Origin of the sequence: Mesorhizobium sp. M0293, from assembly GCF_040321735.1 — a bacterium.
In the GTDB taxonomy this organism is placed as follows: Bacteria; Pseudomonadota; Alphaproteobacteria; order Rhizobiales; family Rhizobiaceae; genus Mesorhizobium.
Genome location: NZ_JAMYSA010000003.1, coordinates 54245 through 77931 on the forward strand (window position 1 = coordinate 54245; position 23687 = coordinate 77931).

Annotated in this window: 21 protein-coding genes; 11 read left to right on the plus strand and 10 right to left on the minus strand. The window is 58.5% G+C overall.

All coding sequences use genetic code 11. The annotated features are described in order from the left end of the window. Nucleotides 1-29: 29 nt before the first annotated feature. Both NKJ06_RS02125 and NKJ06_RS02130 read left to right on the plus strand, forming a co-directional pair. Nucleotides 30-770 (plus strand): SDR family NAD(P)-dependent oxidoreductase, encoded by a 741-nt coding sequence (locus NKJ06_RS02125; RefSeq protein ID WP_352808957.1) that lies wholly within the window; start codon nt 30-32, stop codon nt 768-770. Nucleotides 771-772: 2 nt separating this feature from the next. Beyond that, nucleotides 773-1510 carry an SDR family NAD(P)-dependent oxidoreductase gene (locus tag NKJ06_RS02130; protein ID WP_352808774.1) on the plus strand — a complete coding sequence of 246 codons (738 nt, stop codon included), beginning with the start codon at nt 773-775 and terminating at the stop codon, nt 1508-1510. Here the strand turns inward: NKJ06_RS02130 and NKJ06_RS02135 are convergent, their stop codons facing one another. From NKJ06_RS02135 to NKJ06_RS02155, 5 genes are all read right to left on the minus strand, one after another. Beyond that, nucleotides 1511-2305, minus strand: coding sequence for an SDR family NAD(P)-dependent oxidoreductase (locus NKJ06_RS02135; protein ID WP_352808777.1), 795 nt, complete (start codon nt 2303-2305; stop codon nt 1511-1513). Then, nucleotides 2298-3563, minus strand: a complete 1266-nt coding sequence (locus NKJ06_RS02140) for an NAD(P)/FAD-dependent oxidoreductase (protein WP_352808780.1) — start codon at nt 3561-3563, stop codon at nt 2298-2300. The genes NKJ06_RS02135 and NKJ06_RS02140 overlap by 8 nt, the downstream gene beginning before the upstream one ends. 71 nt (nt 3564-3634) lie before the next feature. Further along, the gene (locus tag NKJ06_RS02145; protein ID WP_352808783.1) at nt 3635-5134 is read right to left on the minus strand and encodes an aldehyde dehydrogenase; all 1500 of its coding nucleotides are present in this window, start codon (nt 5132-5134) and stop codon (nt 3635-3637) included. Nucleotides 5135-5136: 2 nt separating this feature from the next. Beyond that, nucleotides 5137-6042 (minus strand): dihydrodipicolinate synthase family protein, encoded by a 906-nt coding sequence (locus NKJ06_RS02150; RefSeq protein ID WP_352808786.1) that lies wholly within the window; start codon nt 6040-6042, stop codon nt 5137-5139. A gap of 13 nt (nt 6043-6055) precedes the next feature. After that, entirely contained in the window at nt 6056-6760 is a 705-nt protein-coding gene (locus NKJ06_RS02155; protein WP_352514395.1) for a GntR family transcriptional regulator, read from the minus strand. Nucleotides 6761-7062: 302 nt separating this feature from the next. Between NKJ06_RS02155 and NKJ06_RS02160 the strand changes: the two genes are divergently transcribed. From NKJ06_RS02160 to NKJ06_RS02190, 7 genes are all read left to right on the plus strand, one after another. Next, entirely contained in the window at nt 7063-8046 is a 984-nt protein-coding gene (locus NKJ06_RS02160) for a glycine betaine ABC transporter substrate-binding protein (protein WP_352808789.1), read from the plus strand. A 174-nt stretch (nt 8047-8220) separates the two neighbouring features. Next, nucleotides 8221-9105 carry an ABC transporter permease gene (locus tag NKJ06_RS02165; RefSeq protein ID WP_352808959.1) on the plus strand — a complete coding sequence of 295 codons (885 nt, stop codon included), beginning with the start codon at nt 8221-8223 and terminating at the stop codon, nt 9103-9105. Then, nucleotides 9102-10151, plus strand: a complete 1050-nt coding sequence (locus NKJ06_RS02170; RefSeq protein WP_352808791.1) for a quaternary amine ABC transporter ATP-binding protein — start codon at nt 9102-9104, stop codon at nt 10149-10151. Before NKJ06_RS02165 ends, NKJ06_RS02170 begins: the two co-directional genes overlap by 4 nt. Beyond that, a complete protein-coding gene (locus NKJ06_RS02175; protein ID WP_352808793.1) occupies nt 10148-11386 on the plus strand; it encodes a GlxA family transcriptional regulator in 1239 nt (412 codons plus the stop codon). The genes NKJ06_RS02170 and NKJ06_RS02175 overlap by 4 nt, the downstream gene beginning before the upstream one ends. A gap of 89 nt (nt 11387-11475) precedes the next feature. After that, on the plus strand, nt 11476-12267 hold the full coding sequence (locus NKJ06_RS02180) for a pyrroline-5-carboxylate reductase family protein (RefSeq protein ID WP_352808798.1): 792 nt from the start codon (nt 11476-11478) through the stop codon (nt 12265-12267). Between the two features lie 21 nt (nt 12268-12288). Further along, nucleotides 12289-12930 carry a dimethylsulfonioproprionate lyase family protein gene (locus tag NKJ06_RS02185; protein ID WP_352808800.1) on the plus strand — a complete coding sequence of 214 codons (642 nt, stop codon included), beginning with the start codon at nt 12289-12291 and terminating at the stop codon, nt 12928-12930. A gap of 13 nt (nt 12931-12943) precedes the next feature. Next, nucleotides 12944-13894: a GlxA family transcriptional regulator gene (locus NKJ06_RS02190; RefSeq protein WP_352808803.1), complete on the plus strand. Its 951-nt coding sequence runs from the start codon at nt 12944-12946 to the stop codon at nt 13892-13894. Nucleotides 13895-14161: 267 nt separating this feature from the next. Here the strand turns inward: NKJ06_RS02190 and dddP are convergent, their stop codons facing one another. From dddP to NKJ06_RS02215, 5 genes are all read right to left on the minus strand, one after another. Then, nucleotides 14162-15493, minus strand: coding sequence for a dimethylsulfonioproprionate lyase DddP (gene dddP / locus NKJ06_RS02195; protein WP_352808806.1), 1332 nt, complete (start codon nt 15491-15493; stop codon nt 14162-14164). Nucleotides 15494-15505: 12 nt separating this feature from the next. After that, nucleotides 15506-16213: a cobalamin B12-binding domain-containing protein gene (locus NKJ06_RS02200; protein WP_352808808.1), complete on the minus strand. Its 708-nt coding sequence runs from the start codon at nt 16211-16213 to the stop codon at nt 15506-15508. Between the two features lie 92 nt (nt 16214-16305). Beyond that, nucleotides 16306-17955 (minus strand): ABC transporter substrate-binding protein, encoded by a 1650-nt coding sequence (locus tag NKJ06_RS02205; RefSeq protein ID WP_352514404.1) that lies wholly within the window; start codon nt 17953-17955, stop codon nt 16306-16308. Nucleotides 17956-18014: 59 nt separating this feature from the next. Next, nucleotides 18015-19556: a trimethylamine methyltransferase family protein gene (locus tag NKJ06_RS02210; protein WP_352808811.1), complete on the minus strand. Its 1542-nt coding sequence runs from the start codon at nt 19554-19556 to the stop codon at nt 18015-18017. Between the two features lie 257 nt (nt 19557-19813). Then, on the minus strand, nt 19814-20722 hold the full coding sequence (locus NKJ06_RS02215; protein WP_352808814.1) for a LysR substrate-binding domain-containing protein: 909 nt from the start codon (nt 20720-20722) through the stop codon (nt 19814-19816). A gap of 137 nt (nt 20723-20859) precedes the next feature. Here NKJ06_RS02215 and NKJ06_RS02220 point away from each other — a divergent pair, with 137 nt between their 5' ends. Both NKJ06_RS02220 and NKJ06_RS02225 read left to right on the plus strand, forming a co-directional pair. Continuing rightward, entirely contained in the window at nt 20860-22215 is a 1356-nt protein-coding gene (locus NKJ06_RS02220; protein WP_352808816.1) for an NAD(P)/FAD-dependent oxidoreductase, read from the plus strand. 17 nt (nt 22216-22232) lie between these two features. Continuing rightward, nucleotides 22233-23105 carry a dihydrodipicolinate synthase family protein gene (locus NKJ06_RS02225; RefSeq protein ID WP_352808819.1) on the plus strand — a complete coding sequence of 291 codons (873 nt, stop codon included), beginning with the start codon at nt 22233-22235 and terminating at the stop codon, nt 23103-23105. Nucleotides 23106-23687: the final 582 nt, after the last annotated feature.

A 23687-nucleotide genomic window follows, 5' to 3' on the forward strand; every position in this document is an offset into this window, starting at 1 on the left:
ACAATGCAAGAGCGGCTGAACTGTTGCTCATGAAGAAAAGGAAGGCTGTGATGAAGGGTAAAGTAGCGTTAGTGACCGGCGCGTCAGGCGGTATCGGGTCGGCGGTTGTGCGCGCCCTTCGCGCGCGCGGTGTGAAAGTCGCGGTCGCCGATCGAGATGTCTCGGCGGTCGAAGCCGACGCCCATTTTCCGGGCGATCTCCGCGACGCCGCCTATTCCGGCGCACTTCCAGAAGCTGTCGCCAAAGCCCTCGGCGGCCTTGATATCGTCGTCAACAATGCAGGCGTCATCACGCGTGGCAAAGTCACTGAAACGACAGACGCAGACTGGTCGCTGTCCCTAGGTGTCAATGTCGAGGCGCCGTTCCGCATCAGCCGCGCCGCGATTCCGCTTATTGCCAAAGCCGGCGGAGGCGCGATCGTCAACATCTCTTCCTGCTGGGGCGTACGACCCGGCCCGAACCATGCGGTCTATTGCATGACGAAGGCGGCCATCGCATCGCTGACGCAATGCATGGCAATCGATCACGCGCCGCAGGGCATCCGGATCAACGCCGTTTGCCCCAATGAAGTGAACACGCCGATGCTGCGCACCGGCTTCTCGATCCGCGGCCTTGACCCGGATACTGCAGTTGGAGAGCTAAACAAGACCGTACCGATTGGCCGCATCGCCGAACCGGAAGACATTGCCGATGTGGTGGTCTTCCTCGCATCCAACGAGGCGCGCTACGTCTGCGGCGCGCTTGTTGAAGTGAACGGAGCGAAGTTCTGAGTATGGGCCGCTTCATCGGGAAGGTGGCGCTCGTCACCGGCGGACGCAGCGGCATCGGTCGCGCCATTGCGCTTCGCCTGAGAGAGGACGGCGCGCGCGTGTTCACCGCACAGCGAGGCGATCATGCCGAGTTCGAAGCGATGACCGCCGACTTCGCCGACGGCGGAGCCCCTGAGGCAATTATCGACGACGTCGTCGGTCGCGCCGGGCGCCTCGACGTGCTGGTCAACAATGCCGGCATGATGCAGGAAGCCCGCGTCGAAGACATGTCGCTCGCCGACTGGGAGCGAACCTTGCGCATCAATCTGACCGCGCCGTTTCTGCTGATCAAGGCAGCCCTGCCGCACCTTCGCGCCGTGAAGGGTAGCATCGTCAACGTTGGCTCGATAGAAGGTCTCGGCTCCAACCCGAAGCACGCCGCTTACTGCGCGTCGAAGGCTGGTCTGCATGGGCTGACCCGTGCCGTGGCGGTCGATCACGGCGGGGAGGGCATTCGTTGCAATGCAGTGGCGCCGGGCTGGATAGACACCGACCTCAATGTTGATTTCATCAACAGCATGCCCCACCCGGTCGCCTTTCGCCGCGACATCGCCCGAATTCATGCCGTCGGGCGCACCGGCAAGCCGGAAGAGGTTGCAGCCTTGGTCGCCTGGCTGGCCTCCGAAGAGGCGGCCTTTGTCACTGGACAAGTCTGGACAGTGGACGGCGGCCGGATGGCGAAGCTCAGTCTGCCACAGTGATTAGCGGGCGCCGAGCGTTGCGCCGCCGTCGATGACGATGTTTTCCATGGTTATGTGGCGGCTACGGCTCGAAAGCAGGAACAGGACGAGATCGCAAACGTCCTCCACCTCGGCCATGCGGCCGAGCGGGATGCCAAGGCGGTAGCGTGTCGGGTCACCCTTCAAGACGCCTTCTCGACTGCCTGTTGTCGTCTGAAAATGTTGCTGCATTTCGGTGTTCGTTGAGCCCGGCGACACGATGTTGCAGCGAACGTCATATTCGGCCAGCTCCAATCCAAGACACTTCATCGCATGGATGATGCCGGCCTTCGAGGCCGGGTAGGAGCCGAGCCCCATGCGCGCCGCAGTGCCTGAATTCGACCCCAATGTTACGATGCTGCCCGCATGTCGCGATGCCATATGCCGCGCGACCGGAAGCGTGACTTCCAGTGTGGAGATCAGATTGAGATCGATAACCCGACGCAGGCTTTCAGGGTCGCAATGCAGCAGACTGCCTGTCTCCAGCATACCGGCGGCATTCACCAACCCTATGATATTGGGATCGGTATCGATCCAGGTCGCCAGTCGAGCACCAAAGGCTCGCGCGTCGCGAAGATCAAGAGCTTCGGCAACCAACCCGGGTGCGGCGTCGCCCACACCCGCAGCGAGCGCCTCAAGCTTCTCTTGAGACCGTCCTACCGCGATCACTCTTTTGCCCTCGCGCAAGGCTGCCAGAGCGATCGCCTTGCCGATACCCTGGGTCGCGCCGGTGACGATGATCGTGCCTGTTCTCTGCATCGGATTGGTTTTATTCATCGCGCGCTTTCCATTCCTTCCAACGCAGCAAGAAGTTGGCGCCAATCTGGCGAAACGGTTGCGGTGGTAGTTTCTTAGGGCGCGCTTGGGCCGTAAAATAGTCCGTGACAATGCTGGTCTGTCCGCAGGCCAGTTCGGCTGCGCCAATGCCGGTCAAGGTTCCGCGCGTCGTTCCAAGACCGTTCTGGACGCAGCCGGAATAGACGCCGTCGTCGACCTGGCGCATCACGGCAACGCCGTTGAGCGTCAAGCATAGGTGTCCGGACCACGCATACTCCATGGTCATGCCCGCGAGGCTCGGGAAGCGCTGATCAAATTTGCGCTGCATGACTCTGGCGGCGCGCTGGAGGTCGGCTTGCGTCGCCTCGCAGTTCGGCCTCAGCACTGCGCAGGTGCGTGTCACGACTCGGTTTCCGCCCTGGCCGAGGTCGATGCGACGCACGGTGGTGCCCATGGGATCGGAAGGTGTAACCCCCCAGCGTGGCTGGCCGCCGAGGCTTTTGAGCGCTTCAGCATCCAGTTCGGGTGTCATCACGGCGAACAGAAATATCTGCATTAGCCGGTCTTGCTCGAAACCGAAGCTCTCCAGATGGCCGTTGACGGTCAGGATCACACGCGGGGTGCTCACCGAGCCGGTTGGCGCAATCACGCGCCAGCATCCGCTCTCGCGCACGAAGCCAATGACCGGGCTGTTCTCGAAGATGGTGACGCCTTTGCTCACGAGACCAGCACCGAGACCGCGGACGTATCCGGCCGGCTGCAGCATCACCGTACCGGGCGTGTAAAGCCCGGAAACGTAATGCGACGAGCCGGTGACCTCACGCATGGCCCGTTCGCCGAGCAGTTCGCTCGGCTCGCCGAGCTTTGTCAGGTGGCTGGCGTAGCTCCTGTTGTGTTCATCTGCAGCGGCGCTCGCTGCACCGTTGATCTTGCCAGCTGGGTCAAAGAAGTTCCGGTCTATGCCGTATTCTTCGACGGCATCGCCTGCATAGGCGATGGCGTGGCGATTGAGCCCGATCATTGCGCGGTCGTCGCCGTCGCCGGAATAATTGTCAGACTGCACTTCGTGCGGCAGGTCGATCATGAATCCTGAATTACGCCCGGTGCCCCCCTCGGCCAGTCGCCCGGCTTCGAGAACAGTGATACGCGCTCCCGGCTGCAACTCTGTCAGCCGCCTTGCCGCTGACAGGCCGGCGAAACCACCGCCGATGATGACGAAATCGGCGGTGCTGTCGCCCTCTATTCGCGGGAGCGACACCTGTGGTCCAAGGATGGCGTTCCAGGCCGCCGGTCCTAGACGTACCGGCAAGCGCCGCGCGGAGTATGAGCTCAATCCACAGCCTCGTCGGCGTCGTCGGTAAGGTCGACCCAGATGGTCTTGATACGAGTGTACTGATCGTGCGCGTGAATGCCATTGTCACGGCCACCGAAGCCAGATGACTTGAACCCCCCGAAGGGTGTCGTGATGTCGCCTTCGCCGAACGAGTTGACAGTCACGGTGCCTGCTCGAATGGCCCGGGCGCCGCGCAACGCGCGCTTGACGTTGCTGGTGAAGATCGATGCAGCCAGGCCGTATTCCGTGTCGTTGGCCAGCGCGATCGCCTCCTCGAAGCTGGCAACCGTGAGTACCGAAAGTACCGGGCCGAACACCTCCTCGCGAACGATCCTGGAGCTCGTGTCTGTGACGTCGATGATCGTGGGTTCGACAAAGCCGTCCTTGGCCTTGCCGCCGAGAAGCACTTTTTGCCCCTTCTCAAAATAGGAACATACCTTATCGAAGTGCGCCTTCGAGACCAACGCGCCGACGCGATTTTCCGGATTGAGCGGATCGCCCATCGGCCATTCCCGAGCGTGCGCCACCACCCGTTTCATCAACTCGTCTTTGATGCCGCGCTGGACGATAAGACGTGAGGCCGCGCTACAGTTTTCGCCCATGTTCCAGAACGCGCCGTTGACAATGTGGGCGGCGACACGGTCGAGATTCTCGGCATCGTCGAGAACCACGGCCGGATTTTTGCCACCCATCTCGAGGGTCACCTCCTTGAGATTGGAGTCGGCCGAATATTGAGGGAATCGCCGTCCTGTCGCGGTCGAGCCGGTGAAGGACACCATGTCTACATCCATATGGCGTCCGAGAGGTTCACCAACTTCGGCGCCGCCACCTGGCAGCACATTAAATACACCGGCGGGTACGCCCGCTTCCATCGCGAATTCGGCAATTCGCAGTGCGGTCAGCGTCGTTTCCTTGGCCGGCTTGACGATGACGGAATTGCCTGCCGCAAGTGCCGGACCGATCTTCCACGCCAGCATCAGCAGTGGGAAGTTCCAGGGCAGGACGAGGCCCACGACGCCGATCGGCTCCCGAACGATCATTGCAATATGGTTGTCGGAGGTTGGAGACACCTGATCGTAGATCTTGTCGATAAGCTCCGCATGCCACTGCAAGCAGTGGATCGTCTCGGGCACGTCGACGTTCTCGCAGTCATAGATTGTCTTGCCGCTGTCGAGGCTTTCGAGAACCGCGAGTTCGCGGGCGTTGCGCTTTATAAGCTTGGCCATGCGGAGCAGAATCTGCTTGCGTGCTGTCGGATGCAGGCGCGACCAGCGACCGTCCTCAAAGGCGTCTCGTGCTTTCTGGACGGCGAAGTCCACGTCCTCGGCGGCGCATGCCGCGACCTTGCCAAGGACTTTTCCAGTCGCCGGATTGGTCGTATCGAAGGTTTTTCCGGAGATCGCGGGCCGAAAGCTGCCGTCTATGAAGGCCTGGGTCGGGAACTCGATCTTGGCGGCAAGCGCTGCATATTCTTCGTGTGTGAGAAGATTGCCCATTGTCATGCCTCCGCCTGGATTTTCGAGATCGTCCGCTTCAGTACCTGGACGACCTGTTCGAGCTCGCGCATATCATCCCTGTTCAGCGCCCGCAGGGGCGGCCTGGGCGGGCCGGCTTTGAAGCCGGCCATCTCGCAGCCATACTTGATGCACTGAATGAACTTGCCGCCTTGTTCAAGCACGCGCATCAGTGGCAGCATGGCCGACATAATGCGTCGGCCCTTGGCAAAGTCACCGTCGATTGCGCAAGCCTTGTAAAGCGCGATGTGTTCTTTCGGCAAAAAGTTAGAGCCGCCGCAGACCCAGCTGCGCGCGCCCCATGCGAAGAATTCAAGCGCCTGGTCGTCCATCCCGCACGACATCTGAATATGCGGATAGTCTCGCGCCAGAAGATGGACGCGGTTGATGTCGCCGGAACTTTCCTTGATGGCGCAGAAATTCCGGCTCCGCCCCACCCTGTCGAGAAACTCTTCGCCCATGTTGATGCCCATGCGGCCGGGATAGTTGTAGAGCATGATCGGAAGGTCGGCCGCGCGGTCGATGGCAAGCGCATTCAAAGCATTCTCGCGTTCCGTTGGGACCGAATAGGGAGGCGAGCCGATCAGGATGGCAGAGGCGCCGATACTCGCTGCGGTGTCGGCCATCGTGATCGAATCGGGTAAGCGGATCGCGCCGGTGCCGATGATCAGTTCTACCCGATCTCCGATGACCTCCTTGGTAAGCTTGGCCATCTCGATCCGTTCATCCATGGTCTGGGCGTAGTATTCGCCGGTCGATCCGCCATTGATGATGCCTTGGACACCAGATTCGATCAGATGCTCGACCATCATGACAAAACCATCCCGATCAATCGAACCGTCGTCGTGATGCGGAGTGATGACAGGTGTGTAAATACCCTCGAACTTCATAATTCCCTCACTTTCACTCGGCGACGGGTGCGCGACCCAAAGGAATCTGGATGCTGGGCACGCGGACAAAACTCTCGATTTCTGTTCGAGACAATTCCCAGTGCGCAATCGCTAGGGCGGCGGAGCCGTCAGAATCGGCAGCCTCGATCAACTCGATGAATTCATCGTGCTGGTCGGCGGCTATGGCGCGCTGCGCTGCCAGTGCCGGATTGCGCGGATTGTAGAAGGTCATGCCGATGCGGGTGTGGTCGATCAGCAGCCGCCGCAGGCTTGGTATCAGAAAATCATTGTCAGCCATCTCGCCAATCACCGCATGGAAGCGTTCGTTCATAAGGGCTCTACCTGCGGTGTCTCCATCGCGGATGGCGGCACGAAAGAGCAACTGGATATCCTTCAGTCGCATCACTTGTGCCGGCTTGGCATTCTCCGCAGCCAGCCGCGAAACAGCCGAATAGATCATCGGTGCGGCAACGAAGAAGTTGCGCAACGTCTTGTGCGTCATCGGGGCAACTTGAGCTCCGCGATTTTCGTGCAAGACGAGATAACCTTCTCCGGCCAGCTGGCGCAGCACTTCGCGAAGCGGCGGGCGCGAGATTGAATAGGCATCGGCCAGTTGCGTCTCGTCGACGTAAAGACCGGGTTCCAGGTCTTGAGTCAAAATTCGCCGCCGCAGCGCATCCAGGCAGATCGCTTTCCTGCTCCGATTGTCCTCTTCCATAGCCCTCGCTCCCGATCGCCTCGACGCGAACCTTAGTGAAGGTTCTTTGTAGCGGTATAAAATACATATTGTCTACAGCTTCGTTTTGTGTTTTTTAGCGCAGGTAAGATCGCCAAGACGGGCGACTGGGAACTGGGGCCGATCATCCTGCTGCGATTCCAGCTGGCGACCATTAGCCACGTTGTGATCATCAAATTGCAGTGTGCTAACGCTCTATACCAGCAAGACGAGAGTGCGTTAGAATATATCCAAGAGCATTCTTGTCGGATTGCTACATTCATGTCACTGCAGAGGAGAATAAAGTGAAGAATATACTTCTTTCAACGGTCGCCATCGCTGCAACATGTTTTGCTGGGTCAGCTTATGCAGATTGTGGCGATGTTTCATTGGGTGAGTTTAGCTGGCAATCCAGCCAGGCCATGACGAATGTCGATCAGGTGATTTTGCAGACAGGCTATGGCTGCAACGCGACCGTCGTAGCCGGTGATACCGTCCCAACCATCACCGCAATGATTGAAAAGGGCCAACCGGATATCGCCTCTGAGGCGACACCGAGTCTGCTTGGAGCAGTCTACACGGATGGGGAAAAGGAAGGCCGGATCAGCCAGGTTGGCACGGCAATCAGCGACGGTCAGGTTTCGGGTTGGTACATTCCGGAATATTTCGCCAAGACGCATACGGACATTAAGACAGTCGAGGATGCCATGAAGCATCCAGAACTGTTCCCCTCGAGCGAGGACTCGTCGAAGGGCGCTGTCATCCAGGGCCCGCAAGGCTGGGGCGACACCGTTGTCACCGCTCAGCTCTTCAAGGCTCTAAATAACCCCAACTTCGTCATGGTGCCGACCGGATCGGCCGCTGCTCTCGATGGTGCTATTTCGAAGGCATATGAGCAGAAGCAGGGCTTTATCACCCAATACTGGGCGCCTACCTCCCTTCTCGTCAAATACCCAATGGTGCGCCTCGAGATGGCACACGATGAAGCTGAATGGGCACGCTGCACCTCCAAGCAGGACTGCCCAGACCCGAAGCCGAACTATTGGAAGCAGGCCGAGATGGTCACGTTGGCAAGCAAGTCGTTTTCGGATCGCGCCGATGCGGCTGTCAAAGACTACTTGGCCAAGCGCAGCTGGAACCAGGCAGAAGTTAGCAGGGTGATGGCTTGGATGACCGATAACCAGGCAAACGGTGCCGATGGTGCCAAGTGGTTCCTGAAGAACATGCCGGAAGTTTGGGAGAAGTGGGTTCCCGCCGAGGTCGCAGCGAAGGTCAAGGCCGCTCTTTAAAACCTGAGACTACCGGAAGGCCCCAGCGACTTCGGGGCCTCCCGGATCGCAGGCGTCGTCCCATGGACCAAAATGCCCTTTGCCCGTGCGATGGACAAGGCGGAACTTAAATTCGCCGCCGCCGATCCGGCATGCACGGTTTTGGCGCAAGGTGGCGCAGAAGGGGGAATAGAGATGGATTGGCTGTTCAAGTTCCCTCAGGTAAGTCCCGAGGCTCTTCTCGCTATCAAGCGCGGCATCGACGGTTCTCTCAAAGCGCTGACTCGCCTGTATGGCCAGTCTATCGAGAACTCTTTCTATCCACTGCAGCGCATACTGACTTTCTTTGAGAACGTCATGACAGGTGCGCCGTGGCCTCTTATCATTTTGGTGCTCGCCGGCATCGCTTGGTTTGCGTCCCATAAAGGGAGCGTGGTCGCGGGAGTGGTCGGCACGCTGATCGCTATCGGTCTACTGGGCCTCTGGCACGATGCGATGCTGACGATCTCGCTTGTTTTCGCCGCGACGATCTTCTCCATCGGTATCGGCATTCCCCTGGGCATCATGATGAACCGCTTGGAGCGTTTCGGCGGCGTCCTTAAGACACTCCTCGACGTCATGCAGACCATGCCACCCTTCGTTTACCTCATTCCCGTTGTCATGCTGCTCGGCATCGGCCGCGTGCCCGGTTTCATTGCCGTCGTTATCTATGCCATCCCGCCGATCATCCGCCTCACCGACCTTGGCATCCGGCTTGTCGATAAGGAAGTGCTCGAGGCGGCCGACGCCTATGGCTGCTCACGTTCCCAGAAGCTTTGGAAGGTTCAGTTTCCACTCGCGATGCCCACCATCATGGCCGGTATCAACCAGACCATCATGATGGCGCTGGGTATGGTGGTCATCGCCTCTATGATCGGCGTGCAAGGCCTTGGGCTCAACGTGCTTCAGGCCATCGCCAACCAGTATTTCACACAGGGAATATTCAATGGCTTCGCTATTGTCGGCATCGCCATCATCTTCGACAGGATCAGCCAGGCATATGGTCAGCGGCTGCAGAAGCACCGAGGCGGCGCGGCATGAGCAGCAATGAAACTTCGATCGAGATTCGTGATCTCTACAAGATATTCGGGCCTTCGCCTCGGCAGTACGTCGATTCGATTAAGAACGGTCTGACAAAGACCGAACTGAGCAAAGTCCATGGGCATATTCTGGGCCTGAACAATATCAATATCTCAATGCCGGGAGGTAAGATCCAGGTTGTCATGGGCCTTTCGGGGTCAGGGAAGTCGACTCTGATCCGCCACGTCAACCGGCTGATCGAACCAACCTCCGGTTCCATACTTGTTAACGGGCGCAACGTCCTGGACATGCCGGAAACGGAGCTGCGTGAGTTTCGGCGCAACCACACGGGCATGGTTTTCCAGCGGTTTGGCCTGCTGCCGCACCGCAGCGTCATCGACAACGTGACGTTCGGGCTGGAAGTGCGCGGGATGGATAAGGCCAAAAGCCGCGAGATCGGCATGCGCTGGATCGAACGGGTCGGTCTCAATGGGTTTGAAGCGCGCTATCCCAATGAGTTGTCGGGCGGTATGCAGCAGCGGGTCGGACTCGCTCGCGCCCTGAGCAACGACGCCTCCATTCTGCTGATGGATGAAGCCTACTCGGCTCTTGATCCGCTGATCCGAACCGACATGCAGAAGATGTTGCTGGAACTGCAAAAGGAACTGAAAAAGACCGTGGTGTTCATAACTCACGACCTCGACGAGGCACTTCGGCTTGGCGATTCGATCGCGATTCTACGTGACGGGGAGATCATCCAACAAGGTGACAGCCAGCGTATTCTAATTCACCCCGCCGACGACTACATCAAGCGCTTCATCAAGGATGTGAACCGCGCGCGTTACCTGAAGGTTGACGCGGTGATGGAGGCGCTCGGACAATCCGACACCGGTTCAATGCCAAAGTTGAAGTCCGGTACCACGCTCGAGGTCGCCGCCGGAGAACTGACGAGTTCATCCTTCGATACGGCTATCATCATTGATGACAGTGATCGCCCTATAGGAGCGGTTTCCCTACGCCTGATCACGGCAGCCATCTCATCGGAAGGCGAGGCGGAGGTGAAATGACCGGGATCCGCCATCCGATTGTCGGGGGCAATACGTCAGACAATAAGCTCGGGAAGCTATCCGACGCCGCCATTGCCGGCAGGGAGACAAGAGCTTCAGCCGGCACAAGGCAGCACGCTCAGCAAGCCAGGATCGAGCAGCCTGATTACAATCTTGTGCGTCAAAAGTCCCTCGAACCAGGCTTGGCACGATCGCAGACGCCCCAACGTTTTTTGTTCGCTTTGGTTGATGACTTCACGCATTTCGCGTTTTCATGCGCGAGCGAGCCGCTTCGTCTGGCCAATCTTGTGAGCGGAAAGCAACTCTACACATGGTCGCTTGCCTCGGCGGACGGAGCATCAGCTAAAAGCTCCAACGGTTTCGAGACCAAGGTGCATCACAGGTTCGATAGGCTTCCGGCTTGTGACATGCTGTTCGTGCTCTCTGGAATAGACATGCAGCACAAAGATATCCGCCTGCTGGTCTCGGCAGTAAGACGGGAGCGCGCCCGCGGCGTGCAAATCGGGGCCTTGTGCTCGGGTGCACACATCCTGGCCCGGGCCGGCCTTCTGGACGGTGCGCGCGCGGCAATCCATTGGGAGTACCATGACAGTTTCCGCCAGGAATTTCCCCAAGTAGACTTGGTCCGCAGCGTATTCGTCGCGGACGAAAGGTGCATCACCGCGTCAGGCGGCACTGCTGCCACGGATTTGATGCTTCACCTGATTGAGAGGAAGCATGGCCGAGATCTCTCGATCGCCGTGGCCGAGCAAATGGTTTACAGCGGCGTTCGCACCGCCAACTCTGTACAGGGCTTCTCGCTACAGGCGCGCAGCGGCATCCGAAGCAGGCATTTGATCGAGGCCATTCAGATCATGCGCGAGCGAATCGAGGAGCCGCCGTCTGCCGCTGAGATCGCCCGCCGCATCGGAATCACGCCTAGACAAGTGCAGCGTCTCTTCGAGAGGTACCTCCAAACGACACCCAAGAAGTATTTCTTGGAAATCCGGCTCGAGCGCGCGCGACATTTGATCCTGCAGACGGAAACCGCTGTAACGGAAGTTGCCTTCGCTTGCGGGTTTGCGAGCCACGGTCATTTTTCCAGGCTGTACAAAGCCACCTATGGGGAATCGCCGTTTGCGCACAGGCAGGGAGGGCGGCTTGTCCGTCGTCAGGAATGGCCGATAACGCGCAGCCGGGAAGTATCTGAAGAGTCCAGTCGGCACGGCCTCCAAAGGCAGTTTTCCGGTATCTGATCAGCTTGCTCCACAGCAACCAACCTTGGCGTGGCTCGCTAGAAGATTCCGACGCTCGACATCTGTAGGCCGGAGAGGGAGATTTGCACGTGAGCATCGAAGCGCGCATAGGCATCATTGGCGGCAATGGCTGGCTCGGGAGCGCCATAGCGCAAGCAGCTGTTTCCAGCGGGTCGATTGATCCGACCCGCTTGACGTTATCTGGACGATCAGATCGCCTCGTGGACATTCCCGGTACAATGTGGACCCATGACAACAAAGAGTTGGTCGAACGTTCAGACGTAGTAGTTCTTTCGGTTCGCCCAGATCAATTTCCAGGAGTGCTCATTGATGCCCGCGGCAAGCTGGTGGTGTCCGTAATGGCCGGCATTTCGGCGCAGACGATTGCTGACGGCACGAATACGCACGAGATCGTCCGGTCCATTCCCAATGCTGCCGCCGCGGTCCGCCGGTCGTTTACCCCGTGGTTTGCAACGGCTTCGGTCTCGGCTGAAAACAAGAGCGTGGTCCACCAGCTGTTTGAGGCTTGCGGGGAGTCCGCCGAGGTACCGCTTGAATTCCACGTCGACTATTGTGCGGGTATGACAGGCACCGGTGCGGCTTTTCCAGCTCTGCTTGCCGAAGCGCTCGTAGCACATGCCGTCAGCCAAGGGCTTCCGCCCGATTTTGCCAAACGCGCCGCCAAAGGTTTGGTGGCCGGTGCCAGCCAGCTGTTTGCTAGCGGCGATGTCGACCCGGCAGACATCGTCAAAGAAATGATCGACTATCGCGGCCTCACCGCCGCGGCGTTGCAAGCCATGCTGGATGGAGGGTTCAACCATGTCGTGGCAAGCGGACTGGAGGCCGCCGCCGCTAAGGCTGCGACAATCATTCGTAATTGAAGCACGAGGAGAAATCAGGATTTGGAAAGCCGATCGACATTGCTGGAAACGTTCGTGGCGGCCCTCGATGCGGCGTTTGCAGTTGCCCCCATGGAGGCGGAAGCGGAAGCCTCAGTCGCCCGAATTTTTGAAGCACTTCGCGTAGCGGGCACAAGCGGCACCGTACAAGGCACGCGAATCCCGGTTTGCCGGCATCTTGGAAATGCCTATTCCTTTGGGCGGTCAGGATCAGCGCAGCTCGCTCGCGTCACGGATGCATTTGCTGCGTTAGAGCCAAATCTGAAATGGGCTGTGCGGCCAGCAAGCGGGCCTTTTGCCAGCGAGAACTGGTCGACTGGTCACGCAAACTCGATGATCATCGGGCAAGGAGGTCTCGAGCAACGCAAGGACGTCGCCATCGGCGCTTCGCTGCTCGCCCCCGATGTTCGATACCCTGATCACAATCACGGGCCTGAAGAAGTGTACCTCATCTTGTCACCAGGCCGTTTCCAGCACGGCAATTCGGGTTGGTTCGAGCCGGGTGTCGGTGGGACACTCTACAACGAACCGAACATCCGGCACGCTATGGCGTCAGACAACGCTCCATTGCTGGCTTTCTGGTGCCTATGGGTCGGCAGCCAGCCCCCTGCTGACCTTGGCGGACCGGTTAAGTCGTCGGAATAGAGATACTTATCGCATGACCAAGAGATTTGCATTTTTGCTGGTTCGGGATTTCACGCTTTCGCCCCTCTCGCTGTTCATCGACACACTGCGTCTGGCAGGCGATGAAGGGGACAGGAGCCGTCGGGTCGAATTCGACTGGCAGATCATCGGCGATCATGGCCTGCCGATCAGGGCGAGTTGCGGCGTCGAATTGCTCCCTGGCAAAACCTCGGGCAGACCCGAGGATTTCGACAACATTGTCGTGGTCGGGGGCCTTCTCGACAAAAGCCGCGGACTAAGCTCCGATGGTGAGCAGTTTCTTCTTCGCGCTGCCGAGAAGAAAATACCGTTGACCGCGCTCTGCACCGGAAGTTTCGTCCTTGCCCGATATGGCTTGCTGGATGGATACAAAGCAACCGTAAGCTGGTTCCATATCACGAATTTTCGGACGTCATTTCCCCAAGTCAACGCAAACGCCGACACTCTTTATTCGGTCGATCGTGATCGCGCGACCTGCGCTGGAGGGACGGGCGCGGCCGATCTGGCAGGTTTCTTCGTTTCCCAATTGATCGGCCAGAAGGCCGCGGAGAAGGCGGCCAAGATCCTCGTCCTTGACCGTATCCGCAGCACCCGCGATGTCCAACCACTTGGCGATCTATTTCCAAATGCATCGAGCCGGGTGGTAAGACGAGCTTTGCTGTTGATGGAGAGCAATCTGGAAGAGAAAATGTCTGTCACAGACATAGCCGGTCGGGTCGGTTGCTCCCGGCGGAAATTGGAGAGGCTCTTTGCGGCTGAACTCGAGCTGAGCCCGATGGCGTCCTACCTTGCCCTGAGGGTGCACTGCTCTAAATCCTTGCTTGAAAATAGCGATCTGCAGATTGGCGAAATCGCGTCCAAATGTGGCTTCACGAACGCCGGACATTTCAGTCGCGTTTTCCGCCAGCACACCGGCGTTAGGCCGACTACGATCAGGAGCGGCTGATTTGTTGCCTGCTTTGACAGAGGCCGTGAGTAACCGTGACGGGCCAAGCACAAGACCGCCCGTGCGGCTGGCTTAGGGCACCTCGTGAGGCGCCTGGAGAACGGCGGCGTGACTGTCCCGGTCGTGCCGACAAGCGGGATACCCATAGTCAATCCGCCATCAAGGGTTCGATCGTCGCCTGTCATGGGGTTGGTCGTCGAATAGCAGGAGGGCGATGCTTCGGCCGCCAAACTCACCGACATCGAAACCAGACCTGGAGACAGCGGCTCAACTGATCAATGCAGCGTCGAAAGGACACCTCGTGAGCTTCTCGTACCCGTCCTCGGTTATCAGGACCTGCTCTTCGAGTTTTACGCCTTCACGGCCCCCGACGGCACCAATATAAGCCTCTACGCACAATGTCATGCCTGGCTCGAGGATGTAGTCGAACGCTCCCGGAATGAAATCTTGAGGGTAATAGATCGCAGGATATTCGTCACACAGCCCGATACCATGCATCATGACCCCGTATCGTTGATCTACGAATTCTTCAGGTAGTTTGTGGCCGCGCTGGGTGAGCTCAGTGAAGGCGATGCCTGGCCGCAAAAGTTCCATGTTGGTCGTTATGTGCTCAAGAGCTATGGCGTGAAGTCTGCGTTGTTCATCGCTGGGGCGCCCATCACCGCAAAACCACGTTCGCGAAAAGTCTGCGCACATACCATATGGTCCCACCATATCGGTATCGAAGGCAACCAGATCTCCTGCCGCTATCCTTCGGGGTCCTGCTTCCTGCATCCAGGGATTTGTCCTCGGGCCAGAAGTGAGTATTCGTGTCTCGATCCATTCGCCTCCGCGCGCGATGTTTTCTGCATGGAGAACTGACCACAATTCAGTTTCTGCAATACCTGGTCGCAAAAGCTGGCGCATTTTCGCAACCGCGATTTCGCACGTTGCCAGGGAGCAGCGCATGGCATTGATCTCGTCGATACCCTTTACAGCCCTTGCATGCTCCATGAGTTGCATACCGTTGCAGATCTCGATGCCGGCGGCGTCCAGTGCGCGCAAGCCGGGGATCTCGATCTTATCGACTGCAAGGCGGCGGTTCTTGCCCCCATGCGTTCGCAACAACTCATCAATTTGCCCTGCAAAACTCTTGGCAACGGCTTCCTCCTGATCGCCAGCCGCGAAATAGTAGAAGCCCGCACCGTCCATGCGAATCTCGTTCACCAATAGCAGATGCTCCGAAAGGTGCCCGCAGCGATGGAGGTCCCAAAGAACAACATAGCCATCTGCTGAAACAAAAACGGCCCGTGACGGATTGTGCGTGATCCAAAGATGCATGTTCGAGGAGTCAGTTGCATATCGGATGTTCAGTGGATCGAAGCATAGCACGCCGGCGTAGTCCCGCTTGCGTAGCTGGCTCACGATCCGTTGGAGGCGCGTGCTTCTCATCCGATCGAGGGTGGGAGCCGAGAGACCCAATGCAGCCCACTCGGCAAACGCGATGTCCGTCGGTCCTATTTCGACACGATCATTGTCGTCGATGCTCCCATCAGGCCTTCGCGCGATCTCTCCCCTAGTAGGATCGATTTTGTGACTGATGATCGAAAACGAGGACATGTTGGCGAAGTCTCATGGGTTCGGCAACGAATGCCTGTGCCTGTGCTTGCGCTTCATGAAATCCTTGGCCGTCTCGACCGCTACCGCCGCATCGCGGCAATAGGCGTCGGCGCCGACGGCCTTGCCGAATTCCTCGTTGAGCGGCGCGCCGCCAACCAGCACGACATAGTCGTCGCGAATGCCCTTTTCCTTCATCGTGTCGATAACGACCTTCATATAGGGCATGGTCGTGGTCAGCAGCGCCGACATGCCGATGATGTCGGGCTGATGCTCTTCAATCGCTGCCAGATATTTCTCGACCGCATTGTTGATGCCGAGGTCGATGACGTCGAAGCCAGCGCCCTCCATCATCATGCCGACCAGGTTCTTGCCGATGTCGTGGATGTCGCCCTTGACGGTGCCGATCACCATCTTGCCCTGCTTCGGCGCGCCGGTGGCGGCGAGCAGTGGGCGCAGGATGAACATGCCGGCCTTCATCGCGTTGGCGGAGAGCAGCACTTCGGGAACGAACAGGATGCCGTCGCGAAAATCCTCGCCGACGATGCGCATGCCTTCGACCAGTGCCTCGGTCAGCACCTTGTAAGGCACCCAGCCACGCTTGATCAGGATGTTGGTGCCTTCCTCGATCTCTTCCTTCAACCCGTCATAGAGGTCGTCGTGCATCTGCTGCACCAACTCGTCGTCGGAAAGCTCGGAAAGGATGATCTCGTCGTCGGCCATGTCGGGTCGCCTCACGCATAGTTCAAAGGAGGTCGGCACCCCATGCTCGATGGCGCACCGACCAGGCTTCCGGTTGGAGCCTTGGGAGTCTGCTAGGCTGCCAGCCAGACTTTCTGCAAATCCATCTGGAAAGTCTGATGGATTGCATAATTCTGAACTTTTTTGTTCATGTGACCAAAGAGGCTTTGCCAGAACGGCTGGATGATGACCCCAGAATCCTGCAGCACGTCTTCGATGTCCTGCATCAGTTCCTTCCGCTTGGCGGCGTCGCTGACCGAGAACGCCTTTTTGAGCTTGGCATCGAAGTCGGCGTTTGCGTACGCAGTCTCATTCCACGCCTCGCCAGTGCGATAAGCCAGCGCCAGGACCTGCACCCCGAGCGGTCGCATGTACCAAACGGTCAGCGAATAGGGATACTTCGCCCAGTCGTTCCAGAAAGTCGAACCCGGAAGCACCGTGCGCTTGACCTTGATGCCGGCCTCTCGAAGCTGCGCCGCAATGGCGTCACCGGTGTTTTTCTGCCAGTCTTCGTCGATCGAAATTAGTTCATGCTCGAAGTCGGCATGTCCGGATTCAGCAATGAGTTTCTTCGCGCCCTCGACGTCCCGGCTCTTCTTGGGCAAGGCATAATATTCCGGATGGATCGGCGCGACGTGATGGTTTTCGCCGACCGTTCCCCGTCCTGCATAGCCGAGTTGAAGGATGGTGTTGTTGTCGACCGCCATCTGCAGCGCATTACGGACCTTCTTGTCGTCATAGGGTTTGTTGGCCGTGTTGGTGCGGCACACCAGCGTCGTTGCGGTGGCGACCTCCGATTTGACCACGTCCATCTTGTCCAGAATGTCGATGAAGTCAGCCGGTGTCTCCATATTCACATCGATCTCACCGGAGTCGAAGGCTGCCACCGTTGCCTGGAAGTCGGTGCCATAATCGATGAATTGCACTCCATCCAGCAGAGCTTCGCCGCCCCACCATTTGCCATTCTCCCGCCGCTTGACTTCAGCCTTGCTGCCGACCGCGTAGGATACCAGTTCGAAGGCGCCCGTTCCGATCGGCTTTGCGACCGGGTCGGCGCCGCCGGCATCGAAACTGCGATGGACGATCAGTCCAGGGTAGTCGGTGAAATTCGCGATGATGGCGATGTCCGGGTCGCTCAGCTTGAGCTTGACGGTATGGTCATCGACCTTGACGATCGCTCCATCTCTCGCCTTGCCGGTCTTGGTATCGATCAGTCCCCCGACGCGCGCGGCCATCGAATTGCCGGAGACGCCCTTCTCGCACCAGCGGGTGATGTTGAGGACTACGTCATCGGCGTCGAAAGCGTCGCCATTGTTCCAGGTCACGCCCTTCCGGACATGGAAGACATATTCGGTGGCATCCTCATTGACCTCCCAGCTTTCCAGCAGGACAGGTTCAAATGTGAATTCATGTGTGTAGCGAACCAGCGGTTCGAGCCAGCAGCGAGAAATGTTGGCAAGTTCAACCCAGTCATAGGTACGTGGGTCTTTCTGCGCCTTGACCGGCATGGACACGCGCAGAGTCCCGCCCTTCTTCGGCTCGGCCGCGCGTGCGGGCTGCGGCAATGCCACGCCGATCAAGCCGTAGGCCATCGCAGCCGAGGCGCCGAACGTGCTTGCAAGCGCGAGAAACTCGCGCCGGTCCATTTGTCCGGCTTTGACGTCGCTCGCCATCTTTTCGATGGCAGCCGGAACGTGATTCCCATTGCTTCTGAACAGTCCCATTTTCTTCTCCCTTGTTAGTGTTTCCCGGATATTGATCGCGTGGGTTCTTGGGCGGATGCCTAGGCGAGGCTTGGCGAGATTTCCTCCTGGCGATGCGCCACGAATGCATCGAGTTCCTCGCGCACGGCTGGATCCATCTGCGGCTGCTCGTAACTCGCGATGATCGATGTCGCTTTCTCACGGCAGCGCTGCGCCATATCCTTGGAGCCTTTGACCTTCCACTGCTCATAGCTGAGGTAATCGAGGATCTCAGGCGCGAAGAATGCGTCCTTAAAGCGCTTGAGCGTGAAGGAATCTCCGAGATAGTGGCCGCCGGGGCCGATGCGCCGCACTGCCTCGAGAGCGTCGTCGAAATGCTCGAACGAAATCCCCCGCGCGTATTTTTCGATCAGCAGGTTCTGTTCGGCATCGGCGACAAACTTCGCCATGCAGCATACGAGGCCGGCCTCATCCCAGCCGCCCGCGTGCATCATCAGGTTCGCGCCTGCGCTCGCCCCCGACATGTAAGCGATCGCCGACTCGTATCCGGACTGAGCATCAAAGGTCTTGGCGGACGACTGGGATGCAGTCGTGCGCCACGGCAAACCATACCGCCTTGCCATCTGGCCGATGACGGCGTTGATCAAAGTGACTTCGGGCATGCCGGACATCGGGGCGCCGCTGCGCATCGACACCGAGACTGAATATTGCCCATAGATCATTTTGGCGCCGGGCCTGACCAATTGGGTGTAGGCGAGGGCTGCGAGTGCCTCGGCGTTCAACTGGGCGATTGTAGCCGGGATGTCGGCAGGGGTGTTTGCGGCGCCGAGCACAAAAGGCGACAGCAGGACGACCTGGTTTGCCTCGACGAAAGCGCGGAGCCCTTCCAGCATGGTCGAATCCCAGACCAGCGGCGAGTTTCCCGATACGTGACCGAGCATCACCGCATTCTGATCCATAAAGGCCTTGCCGTGAACGATCTGCCCCATGGCGATCGAGTCCTCGGCTCGCTGTTTCCCGGTCGTCAGACCGAAGAAGGGCATGTTCGTTTCCACCAGGCTCGAATGGTTGATGTGCAGATGGCGCCATGGAACGGCGATGTCGGTCGGCTCACAGGTGAACCCGCCGGCGATATGGAACCCCGGCAGCATCTGGGTCAGCCGGTTCATGTCCCGTAGATCCTCGATAGTGGATGCGCGTCGCACACCCTGAAGGTCCCGGACGTTTGGCGCGCCTTGCATGGCGCCGAAGGTCATTGTGTCTGGCGCGATCTCGAAACGCTGTGACGGATCGCGAGATGTCATCTCAAAACGGGATGGCGCCTTGGAGATGAGATGCATCAGCATCTCGCCATCGAGGCGCACACGTTGGCCTTGGACGTCGGCGCCCGCCTCCTTCCATTGCCGGATCGCTGTTTCATCGCGGAATTCGATTCCGATCTCGCGCAAGATCGCCAACGAAGCCTGGTGAATGCGCTCAAGCTGCTCAGCCGTGACGGCCTCCACTGGCCGAATGCCGTACCTGATGGTCGAGACGCGAGGCCTCTTCTCTGCTTCCCGGGCGGCTACGACCGACGCGCGTCCTCCGCGGCGCCGGATTGCGGGAGTATCAGTGTCCATCATCACGTTTTCCCAGAGGGCGCAGAGGTCGCCGTCAAAAGAGCCTTTTGCGGTCCGCCTACGGAACGCGGCCTGCTCATTGACGTTGATGATAGGGTTCGGCGAACGCCCTGAGGACTCGCAAAAGGTTTCGCTGGCGTTAAACTCAGTTTATACCTGGGTCGACGGCGCAGCGTACCGGTTACCGGGTAAGGACAGCCCGAAAGGCGACCCAGCGGGGGTATGTGCGGGGGCACCGAGGCAGGGGCGCCGGTAGCCGTCTAAGGGCGCAGTTCCTTCGACTGAGCGAGGAACCAGTCCACAAGAACCTTGCACCTCTTGTTTTTGCCGGCATCTTCATTTGACAAGAGGAAGAAGGCGCGGTCGGTCTTGATCTCGGTCGCGATGGGCCGAACCAGCTGGCGGTTGTTGAGCAGGTGTTGGGCGGTCAGGGACCATCCCAATGCGATTCCTTCGCCGGCAAGAGCTGCTTGAAGCGTCAGCTGATAGTCATTGAATACAATGTTAGGCTTTGTCTCGTTGGCATCTCCGCCTGCAAGCGCGACCCATTCCGGCCAGCTCATTCGCTTGCGAAAGGCATCGGACGAATGAATGAGCTGGTGTCGAACCAATTCATCGACGCTCTTTGGAGCGGCATGCGCCAGAAGATATGCGGGGGAGCAGACGGGAAAAATGATCTCGTCGCATACGAACCAACTATTCGTACTGTCAAAATCCCGTGGCCGCACCCATACGGTGACGTCCACTTCGTGATCGGGCTCGATATCCCGATCGGTGGCGACAACCTTGATCATCACGTCCGGATGTTCTTCCTGGAAATGATAGAGTTGAGGCGCAAGCCAATGTGCGGCGAGGGATGTAGACGCAGCAAAAGTGATGTACTTCTTTCCGCGATCGGAGATGGTCTCAAGCCGCTGTTCCAGACGGCGGAAACTGGTGCGCACCTCATCGTAGAGTTGCCTGCCAGTCTCCGTCAGCTGCACGCCTCGATTATCACGGGCAAAGAGCGTGGTTCCGCAATGCTTCTCGAACGACTTGATCGAGTGCGAGACGCTCGGTTGCGTCACGTTGAGTTCGCTGGCTGCGTTTTTGAAACTCAGGGTTCGGGCAGCCGCTTCGAAGACAAAAAGCGAATGCGTCGAGGGCACCAGGTTACGAAGCTTTGACATGAAGCAGGTCTATATCAGACGCTATATTTTCCGTCTACGAGATACCCGCCAAGCGGTCTATTCAAACAGGGAAACAATGCGACCGCCGATTGTTGCCAAGCCTTCGTCATCGGTCGCCTGAACCCAGCGAGTTGGCAGTGAATTCGTTCAACCAAACAATCACGAAAGAGCGCAAAGTCGTTCAGCCGCCCCATCCCGAACCGACTATGTCCGGCTGGTACACTACGGCAGGACCGGAGTTGGCGCTGGTGCCGCAAGAAGGCGACGTTGCGTGTGACTGCCTGGTGATTGGCGGCGGCTGGATGGGGCTGCACGCGGCCCGCCGATTTGCCGAACTCAACCCGCAGTCTTCGGTTGTCCTGGTAGACGCCGGCCGCATTGGGAACAATGCATCCGGACGGTGCATGGGTTTCGTCATCGATCTCGCGCACAATCCTCGGAAGCGCGATTTCGTCGAAGACGTCAAAGGGAACAATGAAGAGCTGTTCGTTAACCTGGACGGCATCGCCTACATCCGAAGCGCCGTCGAGGAGTATGGGGTCGATTGCGACTGGGACGCGCAGGGAAAATACCACAGCGCCGCGACCGCTCACGGTGTGGAGGACCTGCACCGCTTTTCGGAGGCGCTGGATAAGCTTGGGCAGAATTACAGCTGGGTCGAGACCCCGGAAATCCAGGCGATCACCGGCAGTAAGCACTACATTAAAGCCTTGCATCATCCCGGCACCGTCTTGGTCCAGCCTGCGAAGTATCTCAAGAACGCGACAAGAAACCTGCCCGCGAACGTCACCGTTCACGAAAACACCCCCATAGTGGCGGTGCAGTTCGGTGCGCCGAAGCACATCTGCGAAACCCCCGCCGGAACGATCAGGGCCTCGAAGGTCATCATCTGCGCGTCAGGCTATCTGACCAAGTTTGGTTTCTTCGACAACTGCGCCATACCGCTCTACACATTTGCAAGCATGACTCGACAGCTGACGCCGAGCGAGCTTGCGCGGGTGGGAAACAAGAACGCCTACGGACTTATTCCAGCCAACAGCTTCGGTACGACGGTTCGTCGCACGATCGACAACCGGCTTTTCCTTCGCAACGTCTATTCCTATGCGACGGACTTCAAGACCACCACGCAGGACGTGATGAGGGCCCGGGTGCAGCAGCAGATCGCGCTCGATCGGCGGTGGCCGGAGCTCTCCTCGATCGGCTTCGAGGCCAGCTGGGGCGGCCTTTTAACCCTCGCGCAAAATGGTGGAATGGTCTTCGGCGAGTTGGCGGAGAAGGTCTACGGCGCCGCATTCTGCAACGGAACAGGCGTCGCGCGAGGAGCGGCTTTTGGCAAGGCCGTAGCCGATCTGGCGTCAGGGAGATCATCGCCGGTAGTCGACATCCTGAAGACGCGCGCACGTCCCAGCAAGCCGTATCCCAGGCCTGTCACAGCGATAGGCGTTCGCATCCTAACCGCGGTCCGTTTCCGACAGGCCGGCGCTGAAGTCTAGATACAACGAGAGAGATCATGGCGGACCTGAAGGGCATAAATCTAGCGATGCAGACACCATTCGATGAGAATGGCGCGATCAACTACGAGGTTTTCGAGGAGCTGATCGAGAAGTATGTCGCTGCGGGCGTTCACGGGTTGGTGCTTGGCTCAGGGACCGGGCAACACCCCTATCTTACCGAGGCTGAGTGCAACCTCCTTTACGAAGTCGGCACAAAGCGAATAGCTCGCCGCTGCAACGTCATTTGCCAGACCTCCGCTTTGAATATGGACGAAGTCGTCAGAAGGTCGCGTCACGCGGAATCGATCGGTGCCGACGCACTGATGATCCTACCTCCCTACTTCGAAGGGCCAGGTGACGAGAATGGAATCTTCGATTTCTACAAGGCAATCGACGACTCGGTCGGCGTGGACATCGTCGGCTACAACATTCCGCAGGCCACCGGCATTTCCGTTTCACCCCGGCTGTTTGAGCGTCTGAGCCAGTTGAGGAATTTCAATTATATCAAGGACAGCGCCGGCGATCTCACCGTGCACCAGGAATATCTTCAGACCGAAGGCGCTGTTTTGAACGGGTGTGATACAACGACCATTTATGCTCTCATGGCCGGCGCGCGAGGCGTTATCTGGGGGGCGGCAAACTACATGCCGAGCGAGGCTGTCCAGTTGTACGACTTGCTGATGGCAAGAAATTATGAACAAGCCTTCGCGCTCTGGCAGAGGATCCTGCCGTCGTTGCTTTTCATTTGGCGGGCACCCTACACGCCGTCCGTTGTAAGGGCGGCACAATTGCGTGGCTATGGAACCGGCAATGTCCGCAGGCCGCTTTCGAAGCTTTCTTCTGACCAGGAAGCGGCGCTCCTGCATGCGCTTGAGCCCTTGTTAGCTTAGGAGCTGGCAATCGCCAAGTTTGACCTTCAGACCTGACGTAAGCCCGTCCCTCTGGATAGGCAGGGCGCGGATCAATTCGGCCGGCAGCGCGCCGCTCGCGGCGCCCGTGGGTCACTGAGTACGATACGGGAAAACTTCTGATTTGGCCCACGAGCAAACCAACAAATCAACGTTCCTTCTACATCCTCTCGCGCCTGCCATAACCATTGATTTCGGTATTCAAAGGCGGGGAGGGCGGTCCTGTGCCTGTGCCTGTGCCTGTGCCTGTGCCTGTGCATTGTCTCCTATTCCGGCCCAGTCGACAATCGAGCTCCAAGCATTGTGTCGCCTCGCTGGCTACTCCGGAGTAGCCCTAGACCAACCGCTTTCGTGTGCACTATGTGTGCAATGAGAACTTAGATATAGCCGGGTGGTCTTCCGTTGAGGCGGAATAATCGTAAATTGGGCTACATTGGGGCGGGTGTGTCAGGCCAAATTGCTCAGTCGTTCCAACCGGGTATTGGACGGACTGAGACAGAAAAACGATAATGAAATTAGTATGTTAGGACACAAAGTTGCCGCTGCGCTTATGATGGAATGGAC